The organism is Jatrophihabitans sp. (assembly GCF_046262535.1).
In the GTDB taxonomy this organism is placed as follows: Bacteria; Actinomycetota; Actinomycetes; order Mycobacteriales; family Jatrophihabitantaceae; genus Jatrophihabitans.
In genome coordinates this window covers 16,646-33,383 of record NZ_JBHEMO010000077.1, presented here as the reverse complement: position 1 = coordinate 33,383, position 16,738 = coordinate 16,646, and the positions used below count along the sequence as shown (strand labels likewise).

17 protein-coding genes are annotated in these 16,738 nt (G+C 70.3%); 4 read left to right on the top strand and 13 right to left on the bottom strand.

Going from position 1 to position 16,738, the window contains the following annotated elements:
* Positions 1-95 precede the first annotated feature (95 nt).
* Positions 96-662 carry a guanylate kinase gene (gene gmk, locus ABR571_RS11190; protein WP_409453282.1) on the bottom strand — a complete coding sequence of 189 codons (567 nt, stop codon included), beginning with the start codon at positions 660-662 and terminating at the stop codon, positions 96-98.
* A gap of 45 nt (positions 663-707) precedes the next feature.
* Here gmk and ABR571_RS11185 point away from each other — a divergent pair, with 45 nt between their 5' ends.
* From ABR571_RS11185 to ABR571_RS11175, 3 genes are read left to right on the top strand one after another with little or no spacing between them, the layout of a single operon-like run.
* Positions 708-1,649 (top strand): aldo/keto reductase, encoded by a 942-nt coding sequence (locus ABR571_RS11185; protein ID WP_409453281.1) that lies wholly within the window; start codon positions 708-710, stop codon positions 1,647-1,649.
* A 60-nt stretch (positions 1,650-1,709) separates the two neighbouring features.
* Positions 1,710-2,651 (top strand): nitrilase-related carbon-nitrogen hydrolase, encoded by a 942-nt coding sequence (locus ABR571_RS11180; protein ID WP_409453280.1) that lies wholly within the window; start codon positions 1,710-1,712, stop codon positions 2,649-2,651.
* Positions 2,644-3,324 (top strand): class I SAM-dependent methyltransferase, encoded by a 681-nt coding sequence (locus ABR571_RS11175; RefSeq protein ID WP_409453279.1) that lies wholly within the window; start codon positions 2,644-2,646, stop codon positions 3,322-3,324. The genes ABR571_RS11180 and ABR571_RS11175 overlap by 8 nt, the downstream gene beginning before the upstream one ends.
* Here the strand turns inward: ABR571_RS11175 and ABR571_RS11170 are convergent.
* From ABR571_RS11170 to efp, 11 genes are all read right to left on the bottom strand, one after another.
* The gene (locus ABR571_RS11170; RefSeq protein ID WP_409453278.1) at positions 3,321-4,151 is read right to left on the bottom strand and encodes a 2-oxoglutarate and iron-dependent oxygenase domain-containing protein; all 831 of its coding nucleotides are present in this window, start codon (positions 4,149-4,151) and stop codon (positions 3,321-3,323) included. The genes ABR571_RS11175 and ABR571_RS11170 overlap by 4 nt on opposite strands.
* A gap of 181 nt (positions 4,152-4,332) precedes the next feature.
* Positions 4,333-5,163, bottom strand: coding sequence for an orotidine-5'-phosphate decarboxylase (gene pyrF / locus ABR571_RS11165; RefSeq protein ID WP_409453277.1), 831 nt, complete (start codon positions 5,161-5,163; stop codon positions 4,333-4,335).
* Positions 5,160-6,128, bottom strand: coding sequence for a dihydroorotate dehydrogenase (locus ABR571_RS11160; RefSeq protein WP_409453276.1), 969 nt, complete (start codon positions 6,126-6,128; stop codon positions 5,160-5,162). The genes pyrF and ABR571_RS11160 overlap by 4 nt, the downstream gene beginning before the upstream one ends.
* A 13-nt stretch (positions 6,129-6,141) precedes the next feature.
* Positions 6,142-7,020 (bottom strand): dihydroorotate dehydrogenase electron transfer subunit, encoded by an 879-nt coding sequence (locus tag ABR571_RS11155; protein WP_409453275.1) that lies wholly within the window; start codon positions 7,018-7,020, stop codon positions 6,142-6,144.
* Positions 7,017-10,337: a carbamoyl-phosphate synthase large subunit gene (gene carB / locus ABR571_RS11150; protein WP_409453274.1), complete on the bottom strand. Its 3,321-nt coding sequence runs from the start codon at positions 10,335-10,337 to the stop codon at positions 7,017-7,019. Before carB ends, ABR571_RS11155 begins: the two co-directional genes overlap by 4 nt.
* Positions 10,337-11,443, bottom strand: a complete 1,107-nt coding sequence (carA, locus tag ABR571_RS11145; protein ID WP_409453273.1) for a glutamine-hydrolyzing carbamoyl-phosphate synthase small subunit — start codon at positions 11,441-11,443, stop codon at positions 10,337-10,339. The genes carB and carA overlap by 1 nt, the downstream gene beginning before the upstream one ends.
* Before the next feature lie 30 nt (positions 11,444-11,473).
* Complete coding sequence (locus ABR571_RS11140) at positions 11,474-12,769, bottom strand: dihydroorotase (RefSeq protein ID WP_409453272.1); 1,296 nt, start codon at positions 12,767-12,769, stop codon at positions 11,474-11,476.
* Positions 12,769-13,707 carry an aspartate carbamoyltransferase catalytic subunit gene (locus tag ABR571_RS11135; protein WP_409453271.1) on the bottom strand — a complete coding sequence of 313 codons (939 nt, stop codon included), beginning with the start codon at positions 13,705-13,707 and terminating at the stop codon, positions 12,769-12,771. The genes ABR571_RS11140 and ABR571_RS11135 overlap by 1 nt, the downstream gene beginning before the upstream one ends.
* Positions 13,704-14,294 (bottom strand): bifunctional pyr operon transcriptional regulator/uracil phosphoribosyltransferase PyrR, encoded by a 591-nt coding sequence (gene pyrR / locus ABR571_RS11130; protein ID WP_409453270.1) that lies wholly within the window; start codon positions 14,292-14,294, stop codon positions 13,704-13,706. The genes ABR571_RS11135 and pyrR overlap by 4 nt, the downstream gene beginning before the upstream one ends.
* Before the next feature lie 75 nt (positions 14,295-14,369).
* Positions 14,370-14,780 carry a transcription antitermination factor NusB gene (gene nusB / locus ABR571_RS11125; RefSeq protein ID WP_409453269.1) on the bottom strand — a complete coding sequence of 137 codons (411 nt, stop codon included), beginning with the start codon at positions 14,778-14,780 and terminating at the stop codon, positions 14,370-14,372.
* A 7-nt stretch (positions 14,781-14,787) separates the two neighbouring features.
* Positions 14,788-15,351 (bottom strand): elongation factor P, encoded by a 564-nt coding sequence (gene efp, locus ABR571_RS11120; protein ID WP_409453268.1) that lies wholly within the window; start codon positions 15,349-15,351, stop codon positions 14,788-14,790.
* Positions 15,352-15,434: 83 nt separating this feature from the next.
* Between efp and ABR571_RS11115 the strand changes: the two genes are divergently transcribed.
* Complete coding sequence (locus tag ABR571_RS11115; RefSeq protein ID WP_409453267.1) at positions 15,435-16,244, top strand: crotonase/enoyl-CoA hydratase family protein; 810 nt, start codon at positions 15,435-15,437, stop codon at positions 16,242-16,244.
* On the opposite strand, the gene ABR571_RS11110 is transcribed toward ABR571_RS11115, so the two are convergent.
* A complete protein-coding gene (locus tag ABR571_RS11110; RefSeq protein WP_409453266.1) occupies positions 16,225-16,716 on the bottom strand; it encodes a hotdog fold domain-containing protein in 492 nt (163 codons plus the stop codon). The genes ABR571_RS11115 and ABR571_RS11110 overlap by 20 nt on opposite strands.
* Between the last annotated feature and the right edge of the window lie 22 nt (positions 16,717-16,738).

Genomic DNA, 16,738 nt, shown 5'->3' with positions numbered 1-16,738 from the left:
GCCCGGTGTAGCACGGACAACTTTGGCGGGTTGCCGAAGTTGTCCGCGCTTCGCCACGTCATAGCCCGGTGTAGCACGGACAACTCGAGAGGTGGTCAGCCTTCGGCGATGAGGGCAGCCAGGTCGCGGGCTGCGTCGTGGACGTCGTTGTTGACGATCACCTCGTCGAACTCCCGCTCGGCGGCCAGCTCGACCTGCGCGCGCTCGAGGCGCGCGACCACCGCGTCGGCCGACTCGGTGCCGCGACCGGACAGCCGCTGCACCAAGACGTCCAGCGACGGCGGGGCGAGGAAGACGAAACGCGCCTCGGGCACCGATCGGCGGACCTGCCGCGCACCCTCGAGGTCGATCTCCAGCAACGTCGGCACGCCGGCAGCCAGGTGTTCGATGACCGGCATACGGGGCGTCCCGTAACAGTTGTCGGCGAACTCGGCGTGTTCGAGCAGGTCGCCCGCCTCGACCATCTCGGCGAACCGGTCGCGGTCGACGAAGTAGTACTCGACGCCGGGTCGCTCCCCGGGCCGCGGCGCCCGCGTCGTGCACGACACCGAGACCCATACGTGGGGCACCAGCTTGCGCAGCGCGGCCACCACTGTCCCCTTGCCGACGCCCGACGGCCCGGACAGCACGGTGAGGCGGGCGGGGCGGGGCGGCGCGGTCATGATGGGGCGAAACTACCGTCCGCCAGTCGTGGGTAACGTCGAGGCATGGACTTTCGTCGCCTGGGCAACTCCGGACTGGTCGTATCCGTAGTGGGTCTGGGCACCAACAACCTCGGCATGCGGCTCGACATGGACCGCAGCCGCGAGGTCGTTCATGCGGCGCTCGACGAGGACATCACCCTGTTCGACACCGCCGACTCCTACGGTGCCTCCGAGGAACGGCTGGGCGAGATCCTGCAGGGCAATCGCGATGACGTCGTGGTGGCCACCAAGTTCGGCAGCGACGTCCGCCCTCGCGGGCTGTCCAACGGCGAGGACTGGGGCGCCCGCGGATCGCGCCGCTACATCCGCCGTTGCGTCGAGTCCTCGCTGCGGCGTCTGCGCACCGACTGGATCGACCTCTACCAGCTGCACCGGCCGGACGAGGCGACGCCGATCGAGGAGACGCTGTCGGCCCTGGACGATCTCGTCCGGGAGGGGAAGGTTCGTTACCTCGGCAGCTCGAACTTCACCGGCTGGCAGGTGGCCGACGCCGAGTGGACGGCCCGCACCCGTCACCTCGAACGGTTCGTCAGCGCGCAGAACGAGTACAGCTGGCTCGAACGCGACGCCGAGGCCGACCTCATCCCGGCACTCGAGCACTACGGCATCGGCCTGCTGCCCTACTTCCCGCTGGCCAACGGGCTGCTCACCGGCAAGTACCGGCGCGGCCAGCCCGCTCCCGAGGGCAGCCGCATCGCCGCGTCGAACCGAGAATCCGTCCTGACCGACGAGACGTTCGACATCCTCGAGTCGCTCGAGGGCTTTGCCAAGAAACGGGGAATCACGCTGCTCGACGTCGCGGTCGGCGGCCTCGCGGCGCAACCGGCCGTCGCGAGCGTCATCGCCGGCGCGACCTCCCGCGAGCAGGTCGCTGCGAACGTGGCCGCCGGACTGTGGCAGCCGAGCCTCGCCGACCTCGCCGAGCTGGACGACCTGACCGGCTGACTCGCGTGGCCCCGAGCGGTTGCGCTGGCGCGCCGTCCCGCGGTGAATCAGGATGTTGCCGTGGGGTCAACGCGCGTAGCGGTCGTGCAGGCCGGGTCGGTCGTCTTCGATCTGGAGGCCTCGCTGACCAAGCTGGAAGCGCTGGCCCGAGAAGCGCAGGCGGCGGGCGCCCGCCTGGCGGTCTTCCCGGAGGCGTTCCTCTCGGGCTACCCGCGCGGCTTGTCGTTCGGGACGGTTGTCGGGAACCGGACCAGTGAGGGACGCGATCACTACCGCCGCTACTGGGACTCGGCCGTGGACGTTCCGGGCCCGGTCGTCGATCGCCTCGGTGAACTCGCGTCCGCGACCGGCCTCCACCTTGTCGTCGGCGTCATCGAGCGCTCCGGGGGGACGCTTTACTGCGCGGCGCTGTTCTTCTCACCCGACGGTTACCTGGGAAAGCACCGGAAACTGCTGCCCACAGCGGCCGAGCGGGTGGTGTGGGGCAACGGGGACGGCTCCACCCTGTTGGTGGTCGATACGCCGTTCGGGCGTGTGGGCTCGCTGATCTGCTGGGAGAGCTACATGCCGCTGCTGCGGGCGGCCATGTACGCCAAGGGGGTGGACATCCTGTGCATCCCGACGGCGGACGGCCGGGAGTCCTGGCTGCCGACCATGCGCTTCGTCGCGATGGAGGGGCGCTGCTTCGTGTTGTCCTGCAACCAATTCACCGAGCGGCGAGATTTTCCGGACGACCTGCCCAACTCGCTGGCCGAAGCCGAGGACGACATCGTCAGCGCGGGCGGAAGCTGCATCATCGGCCCGTTGGGCGACGTCCTCGCCGGACCGGCCTGGGACGGCCCAGAGATCGCCTACGCGGACATCGATGCGGGCGACATCGCGCGGGGCAAGTTGGACTTCGATGCCGACGGGCACTACGCGCGACCCGACGTGTTCCAGCTGCACGTCGATGAGACGCCGCGCCGGTCGGTGACCTTCGGCTCCGCGCCGCGGAATGACTGATCCGAGAGCCGGCAGTGGGCGCGGTGTCATCACCGCGGACGGCTGCGCGGTCGAGGTCTACCGCAGGCTGCCGCCCATGGGCGAGGCCGAGATCGTGCACGCGGCCGTTCCGGCCGGTGCGGAGGTCCTCGATCTCGGCTGCGGGACGGGACGGATCGCGCACCGGCTGATCGAACTTGGTCATCCGGTCGTCGCGGTGGACCAGTCGGCCGACATGCTCGCGCAGGTGCGCGGGGCCGAGACCGTGCAGGCACCGATCGCCGGACTCGACCTGCACCGGACCTTCGTCGCCGTGCTGATGGCCAGCCACCTGGTCAACACGCCGGACGACGCCGAGGGCCGCGCGTTGCTCGGCGCCGCCGCACGACACACGGCACGGGGCGGGTGGCTCATCGCCGAGCGGCATCCGCCGGCGTGGTTCGACCAAGCCGCCGACGGGCAGGGCGGGGACGTCGGCGACCTGCGGGTGGAGCTGGCCGACGTACACCGCGAGGGGGACCTGCTGAGCGCGACGGTCAGGTACTCATCCGGCGACGACCTGTGGACCCACAATTTCACCGCTCGCCGGGTCGACGACGAAGCCCTGTACCGCGAGCTGCGCGATGCAGGGCTGTCGTTCGAGCGTTGGTGCAGCGACGACAGGTCGTGGTTCGCCGCGCGTCGAATCGGCTAGAGCGCCTCGACCGGCGGCAGGCCGAACATGGACGGCGCGTTCTGGACGTGCTCGCGGATGTCGGCCCGCTCGCCGTCCGGCGCGTCGATCCAGCCGAACAGCGCCTCGTCGATCTCCGGGTTCACGAAGTACATGATCGACTGGCGGTCGTCGAGACCGTGGTTGCGCACTTGGTGGTACAGCGGCTCGATCTTGCCGCCGGACAGCGCGGTGAGCACCGACCCCGGCATGATCACGATCTCGTCACTCGCCGGAAGCATCGGCTTGATGTCGTCACCCGCGTAGATCTCGAGGCCCGGTGCAGTCGCGTGCAGCACGGTGACCATGTGGCCGTCCTCGTGCTTGTCCTGCAGCAGATCCCGCTCGGCCGGGGCCGGCAGGCAGTAGTTGATCTGCAGGTAGGACGCCTTCTCGAACTCCGGGGCCGCGTCGACGCCGAAATTCTTCGCGACCTCGTCGAGGATCGCCTTGACCAGCGGGGCCAGCGAGTCGCGCCAGGCCAGGAAGGAGTCGGTGAGTTCGGGGATGTCCTCGGCGTTCGGGATGAGGTCGAGGCGGCTGGACCAGACGGTGAAGCATTCGTTCATGTCGGGTCGGTCCGGGCTCTTCGAGTACTCGATGCCGAACGGCCGGTAACCGTAGTTGTGGTCGGTGCTGCCGTGGGCGTTCTTGTCCTCCAGCGGACGCTGGAAGAACTCCACTGCGGTGTCGATGGCACCGCGCAGATTGTCGGCGTCCACCTCGCTGAGCCGGACCACTGCGTAGCCGGAGTCGAGGATGTCATTGGCTGCCTTGGAAACGGCAGAGACGGTCGAGAGTGAACTCACTGGGGATCCTTCCCTGTGGGGAACGAGGATGCGGAAAAGTACAAAACGGTGTGGGCCACAGCCCGGACAAACCATACAGACGTGGCAAGCCCGGACCCGCGACCTCGACAGCCGATTGTCAGGTTCGCGTGAAAGTGGGGACGACGGTCACCCGTCGCCGGTGGAGCGACGTCCCGGCCGGTCAGGCGCGCAGGAAGGCGAATTCGCCGGCAAGTCGCCGCACGGCGTCCCGCAATTCCGTGACGTCGGACCCGTGCCGCAGGACGTCGCGCGACACGCTGGGGATGACGTCGCGGGTCGAGCTGCCGAAGACCCGCCGGACGTCGTCGGACGTGCCGCCCTGCGCGCCGATCCCCGGGGCGAGGATGGGGCCGTTCAGGCCGGAGAAACTCACCACGTGCGGTTCGATCGTCGCACCGGCGACCACGCCGTGGGAGCCGAGCGGCGCCGCCCCCGAGTTGCGGGAGGTCATCTCGTCGACGACCGTCTGCGCGACCGTGCGCCCGGCCGGCGTCCGGGCGTGCTGGAGCTGTGGGCCCTCGGGATTGGACGTCGCGGCGAGCACGAACACACCGGCGCCGACCGATTCGACGAGGTCGAACACCGGCTGGAGCGAGCCGACCCCCAGATAGGGGCTGACCGTGATCGCATCCGCCGCCAGTGGCGCCCCAGGGGCGAGGTAGGCCTCGGCATAGGCCGCCATGGTGGAGCCGATGTCGCCCCGTTTGACGTCGAGGACGACGAGGGCGCCGAGCTCGCGGCAGCCCGCGACCGTCCGCTCGAGCACGGCGATCCCCTGCGCGCCGAACCGCTCGAAGAACGCCGACTGCGGCTTGACGACGGCCGCCGTGTCGCCGAACGCCGAGACGCAGGCATCCGCGAAGCGGGCCAGACCGTCGACGTCGTCGGTCAGTCCCCACGCGGTCAGCAAGGCGGCGTGCGGATCGACGCCGACGCACAGCGACCCGCGGTCGTCCAGCGCGGCCGAGAGCCGCGCACCGAAGCTCGTCATCGAGCGCCGGCCTCGGCCGCCGCCGGAGTCAGCCGGGCCGCCCGGGAGAACTGGTCGAGATGGGCGAAGCCGACCGCGTCGGCCAGCGACGCGAACCCGCGCTGGTCCAGCGCCGCCTCGAGTTCGCGCAGCACCCGGATCGGCGCCGTCGGGTCGCCGAACACCGCGGTCCCGACTGACACGGCCGAGGCGCCGGCCAGGACGAACTGCAGGGCGTCGAGCCCGGTGCGGATTCCGCCCATGCCGAGGATCGGCAGATGGGGGAACGCCTTGCGCACCTGCCAGACGCAGCGAACGGCGACCGGGCGGATCGCCGGGCCGGACAGGCCACCGGTGACGCCACCCAACGCCGGCGCAAGGGTGTCGGTGTCGATCACCATGCCGAGCAGGGTGTTGATCAACGAGAAGCCGTCGGCGCCGGCGTCCGCGCAGGCGCGGGCGATGTGCACGATGTCGGTGACGTCTGGTGAGAGCTTGGCGAAGACCGGTTGCGCCGGGTCGGCCGCGCGGCGCACGGCGCCGATGACCCGCGAGGACGCGATGGCGTCGCAGGCGAAGACCTGGCCGCGGGACTCGACGTTCGGGCAGGAGATGTTCACCTCGAGCATCGACACAGCCGGGTTGCCGTAGAGCTTGCGGGCCAGGGCCACGAACTCGTCGGTGTGGCCGCCGGCGATCGAAACGACGGTGCGGGCGCCCTGCTCGGCGAGCCAGGCGAGGTCGTTCTCGATGAACGAGTCGATGCCCGGTCCCTGCAGGCCGATGGAGTTGAGCATGCCGCTCGGCGTCTCGGCCATCCGCGGCGTCGGCCGCCCGGACCGGGCGGCTGGCATGATCGACTTGGTGACGACGGCGCCCAGGTCGGCGACGTCGAAGAACTGGCCGAGCTCGCGCCCGGCCGCGGCACAGCCCGACGCCGTCAGCACCGGGTTGGGCAGCGTCAACGTCGACAGCCGCGTGGTCATGTCAGCCACAGCTTCAGTGCCCTCCCATTGCGTCGGCACCGACGAGGTCGGACGGCAACCGGCCCACGTCGCTCCACCGGACGTTGAGCGCGTCGAACACCGGCCCTTCGACGCAGGACCGGACGAAGCGCGACGTGCCGTCGGCCCCGCGCACCGGCAGCACGCACGTCATGCAGACACCGATACCGCACGCCATGGACTCCTCCACGGCGACCTGGGCCCGGATTGCGCGCTTCTGCGCGATCTCGGCGACGGCCTGCAGCATGGGCATCGGCCCGCACGCGTAGATGATCTCGGCGTTGACCCGCTCGACGACTTCCGGCAGGACGTCGGTGACCAGCCCCTTCTCCCCCGCCGACCCGTCGTCGGTGGTCACGGTGACCCGCCCCACCAACCGCTTGGCCGTCATCTCGCCGTAGAGCCGCGAGCCGGTTGAGGCGCCGAGGACGAACTCGACCGGTGACCCCTGCTCCAGAAGGGCGTGAGCGAGCGGCACGAGCGGCGCCGCGCCGTAGCCGCCACCGACGAGGACGGCCGGCGCGGGTCCGGCCGGCAACGGGAACGGCTTGCCGAGCGGGCCGACCAGGTCGAGGGTGTCACCGGCCTTGCGCTCGACGAGCCAGCGGGTGCCCGGTCCGTGGGCGGCGACGACGAACTGGACGGTGCCGGCGAATTTGTCGCTCTGGGTGGCGCCGCACAGCGCGAAGGCGCGGCGCAGGATCATCGACGTGTTCTCGCCGCCGACGGCGACCGCGACGAAGTGGCCGGGCTGGAACCCGGTGGCGACGCCGGGCGCGATGACGGTGAACTGGACGTACTCGCCGACCCGCTGGACGGCGAAGATCTCGCCGGTCTCCTGTACGGGGCCGGCGCTCGTCGCGTTCGCGGTCACTTGCCGGCCCGCCAGGCGGCCAGTTGGCGGTGCAGGTCCTGCAGGGACCGCACGCCAACCTCGCCGCGCGAGAGCTCCTCAATGCCTTGGACCGCCGCGGCGGCGGCCTGCACCGTCGTCAGGCACGGAATGCCGGCGCTCACCGCGGCGGTGCGGATCTCGTAACCGTCCAGCCGCGGGCCGCCCGATCCCCACGGCGTGTTCAGCACGAGGTCGACCTCACCGGCGATGATCTTCTCGACGATGTTTCCCGGCCCCTCGCTGAACTTTCCGACTATCTCGGCGTTGACGCCGTTGCGGCGCAGCACCTGGGCCGTGCCCGCGGTGGCCAGGACGCGAAAGCCCAGGTCCGACAGCCGCTTGACCGGGAAGATCGCCGCCCGCTTGTCCCGGTTGGCGATGCTGACGAACACCGTCCCCTTGACGGGGAGCGACCCGTAGGCCGCGGCCTGCGACTTGGCGAACGCCGTGCCGAACGTGGCCGCGAATCCCATCACCTCGCCGGTCGACTTCATCTCCGGCCCCAGGATGGAATCGACCTGATCGCCGCCGGAGGTCCGGAACCGGGTGAACGGCAGAACGGCCTCCTTGACCGCGATGGGCGCGTCGTCGGGCAGGTCGCCACCGTCACCCGCGGTGGGCAAGAGCCCTTCGGCCCGCAGGTCGGCGATCGTCGTGCCCAGGGCGATGCGGGCCGCCGCCTTGGCCAGCTGCACCGCCGTAGCCTTCGAGACGAACGGAGCAGTGCGGCTCGCCCGCGGATTGGCCTCGAGCACGTAGAGCACGTCGCCGGCCAGCGCGTACTGCACGTTGAGCAGTCCGCGCACGCCGACGCCCTCGGCGATCGCTCGGGTGGACGCCCGCACGTTCGCGATGTCACCGGCGCCGAGCGTGATCGGCGGCAACGCGCAGGCGGAGTCGCCGGAGTGGATCCCGGCCTCCTCGATGTGCTCCATCACCCCGCCGAGGTAGAGATCGGTGCCGTCATAGAGCGCGTCGACGTCGATCTCGACCGCGTCGTCGAGGAAGCGGTCGACCAGCACGGGATGGTCGGGCGTGATCTCGGTCGCCCGGCTGATGTAATCGGCCAGGTGCCCCTCGTCGTACACGATCTCCATGCCGCGGCCGCCGAGGACGTACGACGGTCGGACCAGCACCGGGTAGCCGATCGAGTCGGCGACCGCCTTGGCCTCGTCGAACGAGGTGGCCGTGCCGTGCTTGGGTGAGGGCAGGCTCGCCGCCTCGAGCACCCGCCCGAACGCGCCCCGGTGCTCGGCGAGTTCGATGGCTTCCGGCTGCGTGCCCAGGACCGTCACGCCGGCATCCTTCAGCCGCTGCGCCAACCCGAGCGGCGTCTGGCCGCCGAGCGTGCAGATGACCCCTGCGACCGTGCCGGAGGTCTGCTCGGCATGGACGACCTCGAGCACGTCCTCGAAGGTGAGCGGCTCGAAGTAGAGGCGGTCGGCCGTGTCGTAGTCCGTCGACACCGTCTCCGGATTGCAGTTGATCATCACGGTCTCGTAGCCGGCGGCGCGCAGCGCCATGACGGCGTGCACGCACGAGTAGTCGAACTCGATGCCCTGCCCGATCCGGTTCGGCCCGCTGCCGAGGATGATCACCTTCGGCCGATCGGGCTGCGGGGCGACCTCGGTCTCCTCGTCGTAGGACGAGTAGTGGTACGGCGTGGTCGCGGCGAACTCGGCGGCGCAGGTGTCGACCGTCTTGAAGACCGGGCGGATGCCGAGCCGGTGGCGCAGCGTTCGCACGCCGTCCTCACCGGCGAGTTCCGGGCGCAGCGCGGCGATCTGCCGGTCGGACAGGCCATGCCGCTTCGCTCGGCGTAGGAGCGACTGGGACAGCGTCGGCGCGTCCCGCACGTCCGCGCCGATCTCGCCGATCAGCGAGATCTGGTCGAGGAACCAGGGATCGATCCCGGTCGCCTCGGCGACCTGCGCCACGGTCGCGCCGGAGCGGAGCGCCCGCTCCACCTGGTAGAGCCGGCCGTCGGTGGGGATGGCGGCCGCGGCCAGCAGGGCGTCCAGCTCGTCGGGGGCGACCGGTTCGTCCTCGAGGGTCCAGAAGCCGGCGGCCTTCGTCTCCATCGAGCGCAGCGCCTTGCCCAGCGCCTCGGTGAAGTTGCGGCCGATGGCCATCGCCTCGCCGACGCTCTTCATGTGCGTGGTCAGCACCGGGTCGGCACCGGGGAACTTCTCGAACGCGAAGCGCGGGATCTTGACGACCACGTAGTCCAGGGTCGGCTCGAAGGCGGCCGGGGTCTTGCGCGTGATGTCGTTCGGGATCTCGTCCAGCGTGTAGCCGACCGCCAGCTTCGCGGCGATCTTCGCGATCGGGAAGCCGGTGGCCTTCGACGCCAGCGCCGAGCTGCGCGAGACCCGCGGGTTCATCTCGATCACGATCATCTCGCCGTCGGCCGGGTCGATGGCGAACTGAATGTTGCACCCGCCGGTGTCGACGCCCACCTCGCGCAGCACCGCGATGCCGATGTCGCGCATGTGCTGGTACTCGCGGTCGGTGAGCGTCATCGCCGGCGCGACAGTGATCGAGTCACCGGTGTGCACGCCCATCGGGTCCAGGTTCTCGATCGAGCAGACGACCACGACGTTGTCGTTCTTGTCGCGCATGAGCTCGAGCTCGAACTCCTTCCACCCCCGGACCGACTGCTCGACGAGCACCTCGTGCACGGGGCTCGCGGCCAGCCCGCGGGCGACCATCGTCCGCACCTCAGCGGCGTCGTTGGCCAGGCCCGAACCGAGCCCGCCCATCGTGAACGAGGGACGGATCACGACCCGGTTGTTCACGGTCTCGGCGAAGGCGATCGCCTCGTCGAGCGTGCGGCAGACCAGCGACTCGGGGGTGCGGCCGTCCACGGTGCGCACGATCTGCTTGAAGCGCTGCCGGTCCTCACCGCGCTGGATCGCCTCGATGTCCGCGCCGATCAGCTCGACGCCGTACTTGTCCAGGACACCGGCCTCGTGCAGGGCAACGGCCAGGTTGAGCGCGGTCTGCCCGCCCAGGGTCGGCAGCAGCGCGTCGATCGGATGGCCGCCGGCCCGCTCGGCCGCGATCACCCGCTCCACGTATTCCGGCGTCAGCGGCTCGATGTATGTGGCGTCGGCGAACTCGGGGTCGGTCATGATCGTGGCCGGGTTGGAGTTCACGAGGCTGACGCGGAACCCTTCGGCCCGCAGCACCCGGCAGGCCTGGGTGCCCGAGTAGTCGAACTCGGAGGCCTGGCCGATGATGATCGGTCCCGACCCGATGACCAGGATGTGCTCGATGTCGGTGCGGCGAGGCATCAGCGACCACCCTCGAGCAAGTCGACGAACCGGTCGAAGAGGTAGGCCGCATCGTGCGGTCCGGCCGCGGCCTCGGGGTGGTACTGCACGCTGAACGCGCGGGTGTCGCGGGCCCGCAAGCCCTCGACGACGTTGTCGTTGAGGCACACGTGGCTGACCTCGGCGGCGCCGAACTCGGTGTCCGCCGCCCGGTCGAGCGGCGCGTCGACGGCGAACCCGTGATTGTGTGCGGTGATCTCGACCTTGCCGGTGACGCGGTCCTGCACCGGCTGGTTGATGCCGCGATGGCCGTAACCGAGCTTGTAGGTGCCGAAGCCGAAGGCCCGGCCGAGCACCTGGTTGCCGAAGCAGATCCCGAAGATCGGCAGGTCGCGGCGGAGAAGTTCGCGCACTGTCTCGACCGCGGCGTCGGCGGCCCCGGGGTCACCCGGCCCGTTGGCGAGGAACACTGCGTCGGCGCCGGTCGCGATCACCGCGTCGGCGTCAGCGGTGGACGGCAGGACGTGTGTGGTGATGCCGCGTTCGGCCATGCGGTGCGGCGTCATGGTCTTGATGCCGTAGTCCAGCGCCGCGACGGTAAAGCGCTGCTGTCCGATCGCGTCCACCCGATAGGACTGCGGGGTCGTGACATCGGCCGACAGGTCGGCGCCGACCATCGAGGGGGACGCCTGCACCTTGGCCAGCAGCGAGTCGCCGTCGAGGTCGAGGCTCGAGATTCCGCAGCGCATTGCGCCGCGCTCGCGCAGATGCCGGGTCAACGCCCGGGTGTCGACGCCGCTGATCCCGACGACACCCTGGGCGGCCAGTTCGTCGTCGAGTGAGCGACGGGACCGCCAGTTGGACGGACGCCGGGCGGGGTCACGTACCACGTAGCCGGCCACCCAGATCTGACGCGACTCCGGGTCTTCGTCGTTCATGCCGGTGTTGCCGATGTGCGGAGCCGTCTGGACGACGACCTGGCGGTGGTAGGAGGGGTCCGTCAGTGTCTCCTGGTAGCCGGTCATCCCGGTGGAGAACACGGCCTCGCCGAAGCTCTCCCCGGGCGCCCCATAGGACTCCCCCGCGAACGTCCGGCCGTCCTCGAGGACGAGGATCGCGTCAGTCACGCACGTACCTTTCCGTTGCTTGTGTACAAGTCATGCCGGCACGGGTTCGGCCACGGCGCCGTCGGACACGGTCAGCCGGCCGCGCAGCAGCGTGGCGACCACGCGGGCGGGCAGCACCGAACCGGCGAACGGCGTGTTACGCGATTTCGATGCCAGCGCCGCGGGGTCGACCGTCCACGGCGCTGACGGATCGACGAGCGTCAGGTTGGCCGGCGCCCCGACCTCGATCGCGCGACCGTGTGCGCCGAGCCGGCCGATCGCCGCCGGCCGGACCGACATCCGGTCCGCGACACCGGCCCAGTCCAGCAACCCGGTGCCGACCATCGCCTGCGCCACCACGCCCAGCGCGGTTTGCAGCCCGAGCATCCCGAAGGCGGCGTCACCGAACGCGTGGTCCTTGTCGTGCGCGGCGTGCGGTGCGTGATCGGTGGCGACCGCGTCGATGATCCCGTCGGCCAGCGCAGCGCGGAGTGCTTCGACGTCCTCGGCCGGGCGCAGCGGCGGGTTCACCTTGTAAACGGGGTCGTAGTCCTCGAGCAGATCACAGGTGAGCAGCAGGTGGTGCGGCGTCACTTCGGCGGTGACCGGGATGCCCCGCGCCCTGGCCCAGCGCAGCACTTCGACCGTCCCGGCCGTGGAGACGTGGCAGATGTGCAGCCGTGACCCCGTGTGTTCGGCGAGCATCACGTCCCGGGCGACGATCGACTCCTCGGCCACCCCGGGCCAGCCGGGCAGCCCGAGCCGGCCCGACAGCGGGCCCTCGTGGGCGCAGGCGGCCGAGTCGGCCAGCCGCGGGTCCTGGGCGTGCTGGGCGATCACGGCGTCGAACGGTTTGACGTACTCGAGCGCGCGACGCATCAGCCGCGAGTCTGACACGCAGCGCCCGTCGTCGCTGAACACCCGGACGGCCGCGCCCGAGCGGGCCATGTTGCCGATCTCGGCCAGCGTCTCGCCGGCCAGGCCCTTGGAAACGGCACCGACCGGACGGACGTCCACCAGGCCGGCCTCGATCCCCCGGCGGTGCACCTGCTCGACGATCTCGGCGGTGTCGGCGACTGGATCGGTGTTGGCCATAGCGTGCACCGCGGTGAACCCGCCGAGCGCGGCGGCCGCGGAACCGGTCGCGATCGTCTCGGTGTCCTCGCGGCCCGGCTCGCGCAGGTGAGTGTGCAGATCGACGAGCCCGGGCAGCAGCACCAGGCCGCCGGCGTCGATGACGGTGTCGCCGGCCAGTCGGGCTCCGATCTCGGCGATGAAGCCGCCTTCGATCAGCACGTCCACCGGCTTGCCGCCCAGCAGGGCCACCCCGCGCAGCGCGATCGTCATCAGACTCCGACCTCCTCGGCGCCGGCGAGCAGGCGGTAGAGCACGGCCATCCGCACCGAGACGCCGGCCTGCACCTGCCCGAGCACGACCGAGCGCACCCCGTCCGCGGCGGCCGACGAGATCTCCAGCCCGCGGTTCATCGGGCCGGGGTGCAGGATCGGCACCTGCTCGCCCAGCACATCCACCCGCTCCGGGGACAGCCCGTAGCCGATCGCGTACTCGCGCTCGGTCGGGAAGTAGCCGCCGCTCATCCGTTCGCGCTGCACTCGCAGCATCATGACTGCGTCGACGTCGCCGTGCGCCTTGCCGGAGAGCACCGCGTCGAGGTCCCAGCTCGTCTCGCACGGCCAGCTCGAGACGCCCGAGGGCATGAGTGTCGGCGGCGCGACGATGGTGACGCGGGCGCCGAGCGTGCGCAGCAGCAGGACGTTCGACCGGGCGACCCGGCTGTGGGTGATGTCGCCGACGATCGCCACGTGCCGGTCGGCGAATTCGCCCAGCCGGCCGCGCAGCGTGTACGCGTCGAGCAGCGCCTGCGTCGGGTGCTCGTGCGTGCCGTCGCCGGCGTTCACCACCGGGCACGACACCCACTGGGCGATGCGGGCCACGGCGCCGGAGGCGTTGTGCCGCACGACCAGTGCGTCGACGCCCATCGCCTCGACGGTGAGCACGGTGTCGCGCAGGCTCTCGCCCTTGCTGACGCTCGACCCCTTCGCGCTCACGTTGATCACGTCGGCCGACAACCACTTGCCGGCGATCTCGAAAGAGGACCGCGTGCGGGTCGAGTCCTCGAAGAAGAGGTTGACCACGGTGCGCCCGCGCAGCGGCGGCAGCTTCTTCACCTCGCGGGTCTGGACGGCGTGCATGCGCTCGGCGGTGTCGAGGATGGCCAGCGCTTCCGCGCGGTCGAGGTCGGCCGCCGACAGCAGTGACTTCACGCTTCCTCCAGCAGGACCGCATCGGAGCCGTCGACCTCGGTCATGAGCACCCGCACCTTCTGCGTCGGCGAGCTCGGCAGGTTCTTGCCGACGTAGTCGGCCCGGATCGGCAGCTCGCGATGGCCCCGATCGACGAGCGTGGCCAGCTGGACGATGCGTGGGCGGCCGAGTTCGATCAGCGCGTCCAGCGCGGCCCGGCACGAGCGGCCGGAGAACAGGACGTCGTCGACCAGGATCACCGTGCGGCCGTCGATGCCCCCGGCGGGCACCACCGTGTCGCCGAGCGGGCGCACGCCGCGCATGCGCAGGTCGTCGCGGTACAGCGTGATGTCGAGCGAGCCCACCGGCAGCGCCACCCCGGCGAAGACCTCGATCCGCGCGGCCAAACGCTGGGCGAGCGGAACCCCCCGCGTCGGTATCCCGAGCAGCACCGCATCGAAATCACCCTTGGCGACGGTCTCGATGATCTGGTGGGCCATCCGGTCCGTGATCCGCGCGACGTCGGCGGCGGAGAGGACGACGGAGGTGTTCGCCGGATCGTCGGCAGAGCCGGCCGGCACCCGGGCAGCCCGAGGATTCCCGTTCATGACGCCTCCTTGTCCGCCTCACGGGACGGTCCTTTAAAGGAGTGATTTCCTGGGAGCCTACAACGCGGCGGCGGATCAGACCTCGGCGGCAGGCCGGTCGCGGACAACCCGGGCCAGTACGCCGTTGACAAAACGCGGCGACTCGTCGGTCGAAAGGGACTTGGCCAGCTCGACCGCCTCGTCGATGGCCACCGGGTCCGGGACGTCGTCGCGCCAGAGGAGCTCGAACACACCGACGCGCAGGATCGCGCGGTCGACGTCGGGCATCCGTTCGACGGCCCAGCCCTCGGCGTAGTCGGCCAGGATCTCGTCGATGCGGTCGCGGTGGGCCTGCACCCCTTCGACGAGCTCGATCGTGTAGTCGTTCACCGGCGGCTCGGCCAGCGCGACCCGGTCGGCGAGCGTGCGCAGCGCGTCGACACCGCGGACGTCGGCCTCGTAGAGGACGTCCAACGCTCGCTTGCGGGCCTTGCTGCGGGCGGCCACCGGTCGGTCAGCTGCTGACGCGGCCGAGGTACCGACCGTCGCGGGTGTCCACCTTGACCTTCTCGCCAGTGGTCACGAACAGCGGGACCTGGATCTCGGCGCCGGTCTCGAGCGTCGCCGGCTTGGTGCCGCCGGTGGAGCGGTCACCCTGCACGCCGGGGTCGGTGTGGCTGATGATCAGCTCGACGCTGGTCGGCAGCTCGAGGTACAGCGGCGTCCCGTCGTGGACGGCGACGGCGACCTCGGCGTTGTCGAGCAGGTAGTCGGCGTTCTGCGCGACCGTCTCGGACGGGACGTGCACCTGGTCGTAGGTGTCGCTGTCCATGAAGACGTAGTCGGTGCCTTCCTTGTACAGGTAGGTCATCGCCCGCTTGTCGACGTTGGCCGTCTCGACCTTCGTCCCGGCGTTGAATGTCCGGTCGACCACCTTGCCCGAGAGCACGTTCTTGAGTGTGGTGCGCACGAACGCGCCGCCCTTGCCGGGTTTCACGTGCTGGAACTCGACGACGGTCCAGAGCTGGCCGTCGATGTTGAGCACCAGGCCGTTCTTGAGGTCGTTGGTGGTTGCCACGACGGTGTTGTCTCCTCGAAGTGCGAATGCGGGCGTCCGGGACGCGGGCCAGCGGTCGAGTCTAGTCGCCGTAGTCTCGGGCCATGACCGACCGAGTGCCCCGAGTGCTCCTCGACGTCCGCGAGGGCATCGCCTACGTCACCCTGAACCGCGCCGAGAAGTACAACGGGCTCGATCTGCCCATGCTGCGCGGGCTCGTCGACGTCGCCGGCCGCGTCGAGCGCGACCCGTCGGTCCGCGCGGTGATCTTCGCCGGTGACGGCAACTCCTTCTGCGCGGGGCTGGACTTCGCGTCCATGGGTAAGGCCGGTCCGGTCGCGCTCGCCCGGGCCGCGCTCAAAGTGCCGGGCCGAACGAATCTGTTCCAGCAGGCCTGCTGGGTGTGGCGCGAGCTGCCGGTTCCGGTGATCGCCGTGCTGCACGGCCACTGCTTCGGTGGCGGGCTGCAGTTGGCCCTGGCCGCCGACTTTCGGTTCGCCACTCCGGATTGCGAGTTGTCGATCATGGAGGGCAAATGGGGGCTGATCCCCGACATGACCGGCTCGGTCAGCTTGCGGGAGCTGGTGCCCATGGACGTGGCCAAGCGGCTGACCATGACCGCCGAGGTCTTCGACGGCCGCCGGGCGCTCGAGCTTGGTCTGGTCACCGGCGTCGCCGACGATCCGCTGAAGGAGGCCGAGGCGTTGGCCGGCGAGCTCATGACGCGGTCACCCGACGCGATCGCGATGACCAAGCGGTTGTTCCACCGGACCTGGACGCAGTCGCCCCGCTGGGCGTTCTGGACCGAGACCGTGTTGCAAGCGCGGCTGATGCGGGGGGCCAACCACCGCATCGCCCGTAACGCGAACCTCGCGAAGGAGGCGCCGGTCTTCGTCAGCCGGCGACTGCGCTGAGCGTCCGCTCGCGCTTCTTCCGCTCGCTCACATGCAGGCGGATTACGCCGCGCACCACGACGGTGCCATCGACGCGGGTGGCTTCGACGCGGACGTCGACCTCGCCGGGCTGGGTCCAATCGGCGGGGTCGGTGTCCGCCGTGGCCAGGATCGTCGAGTCCGCCATCGCGAGGTACTCGAGTTCCATGCCTTTGGGGATCCAGCGCAGCTCGGCCGGGATCGTCGACTCAGCCAGCGCGCCCATCGCCATCTCCAGCCCGTTGGCGATCGCGATCACGTGCACCGTGCCGATGTGGTTGTGCACCCCCCACCACTTGCGAATGCGCACCGCGGCATGGTTCGGCCGGAGCTCGACGACACTCGGCGCAATGGTCAGGAAGTACGGGGCCTTGAGGCCGAAAGCCAGGGAAAAGGCAGCGCGGCCGACAACGGGCACCTTGGTCGCGCGTTCGTACAGGTCGAGTACCTTCATCGCTGCCACCTCCGCTTGTTAC